The sequence below is a fragment of the Aurantimonas sp. A2-1-M11 genome (assembly GCF_036549475.1).
Classification (GTDB): domain Bacteria; phylum Pseudomonadota; class Alphaproteobacteria; order Rhizobiales; family Rhizobiaceae; genus Aurantimonas.
The window spans coordinates 1-1,777 of the sequence record NZ_JAZHLI010000181.1; the positions used below are offsets into that span (position 1 = coordinate 1).

Genomic DNA, 1,777 nt, shown 5'->3' on the forward strand with positions numbered 1-1,777 from the left:
CAAAGCGTGGGGCAGATCAGTTCACCTCGCTATCGAGCGAGGTCACGCGGCAAACTCAGGAGAGCACACAGCAGGCCCGGCAGAACATGCAGGTCATGACGCAATCGGGCGCAGTGCTCGCTAGCGGCTACCAGGATGTTTCGCGGGAATGGCTGGCCATGTCGCAGGCACTCTTCCAGAAGAATCTGGACGGGCTGAACGCCATGATGCGCTGCCGGTCCCTGCCAGAGCTGATCGCCACCCAGAGCTCGCTCGTCCGCGACAACATGGAACTCACCATCGAAAACAGCCGGCGCATCGCCAAGCTGTCAGTGGGCGTCGCCGACAAGGCTGGCCGCTCCTTCGAGGAGCAGACGAGCAAGAATTCGGAACGGTCCAAGCGGGCTGCCTGAACGGCATCGTAGTACCTGAAAGGGCGCCCCCGGGTTTCGACCGGGGGTGCCAATCATGCATCTCGGTAAGAGGCGGACCGGGGCTCGCTGAACGACTTCAGTGCGTTCTTCTCATCCGTTCCAGGGCATCAGCGCCACCAGGGATCGGTCTAACCAGTTTGCGTAGCTTCACTGATTAGCGGCCCGCGCCCGTGGACGGCCCGGCATCCGCCGGGCGCACAGTCGGCTCCGTCGCCATGAACCACGCTACCGGGAAATGGTTCTTGCGTTCGCCGCGGGGCTGAGTGGGGCAGGGCGTTCGGCTTGGCGCGCCGCTGCGCGAGAGGGATCTGGTTGTCGCCGTCGCGTGGAATGCGCGCAGTTGGTTCCAGTCGACTGATTTTGACTTCATGTATCTGTGTACATCATTGTTCCGTTAGGCAATTGCCACGTTGAGCGCATATGCTAAGGCTGAGCCGACAAGGAGAGCCTGTCATGACCAACGCAGGCGATGCCCGTTTCTGGGACAGGGCTTCACGACGATACTCCAAGGCGAAGATTTCGGATCAGGGTGGCTATGAGCGGACGCTGGAGCGGACCCGCGCGCTGCTGAGACCGGACGACCGGGTGCTGGAACTTGGCTGCGGAACGGGATCTACTGCGCTGCGGCTTGCGGCAGGTGTGCAGAGCTACCTCGCCACAGACATTTCCACTGGGATGATCGCCCGCGCGGAGGAAAAGGTTGCAGCCAGCCCTGTTCCCGGCCTGGCATTCCGGACGGCGACAGCAGAAAGTGTCGCATCCGAGCAAACTGCGTTCGATGTCGTGCTTGGGTTCAATTATCTTCACCTGGTCCGCGACCTTCAAGACACGCTCCGCCGCGTCCATGGTCTGCTACGGCCGGGAGGCCTGTTCATCTCCAAGACCCCCTGCCTTGGGGACATGAATTTCCTCATTCGAAGCGTTCTTCTTCCGTGCATGCGTGCTGTCGGATTGGCCCCGCATGTCTCCGTCCAAGGCGCGCGGGATCTAACCCGGCTGGTGGACGCGGCGGGTTTCGACATTCTTGCCAACGAGAGCCATGCGACCAAAGGCAAGGACACCCGCCCCTTCATCGTCGCGCGGAGAACGTGAAGTCGCATGTCCGCTTCGGAGTCGCGGCAATGCGGACCGGACAACAAGCAGGAGAGTATGCACTACTGGGGCCGCTTCCTGAGTTGGAGCTTGCGGACCTGTAAATGCGTCCTCATTTCAGCGGATGCACAGCGTGGTTGGTCCGTCTGATCGGACCCTCAAGTGCGATTCCCTGTCGTAGCGGCGGAGATTAGCCATGGTGGCATGGTCGACCGGAACGGAATAGAGCAGAGGTGGGCGGCGGACGGCTCGAAGCGGGACGAGCGGGGCCG

2 protein-coding genes are annotated in these 1,777 nt (G+C 62.0%); both read left to right on the top strand.

Annotation, left to right across the window (positions count from 1 at the left end; translation table 11 throughout):
- Nucleotides 1-392 (top strand): phasin family protein (locus VQ042_RS25445; protein ID WP_331823027.1); only part of this gene is annotated, 392 nt, incomplete at its 5' end.
- Between the two features lie 474 nt (nt 393-866).
- Nucleotides 867-1,505 (top strand): class I SAM-dependent methyltransferase, encoded by a 639-nt coding sequence (locus VQ042_RS25450; RefSeq protein WP_331823028.1) that lies wholly within the window; start codon nt 867-869, stop codon nt 1,503-1,505.
- The last annotated feature ends 272 nt before the right edge of the window (nt 1,506-1,777 follow it).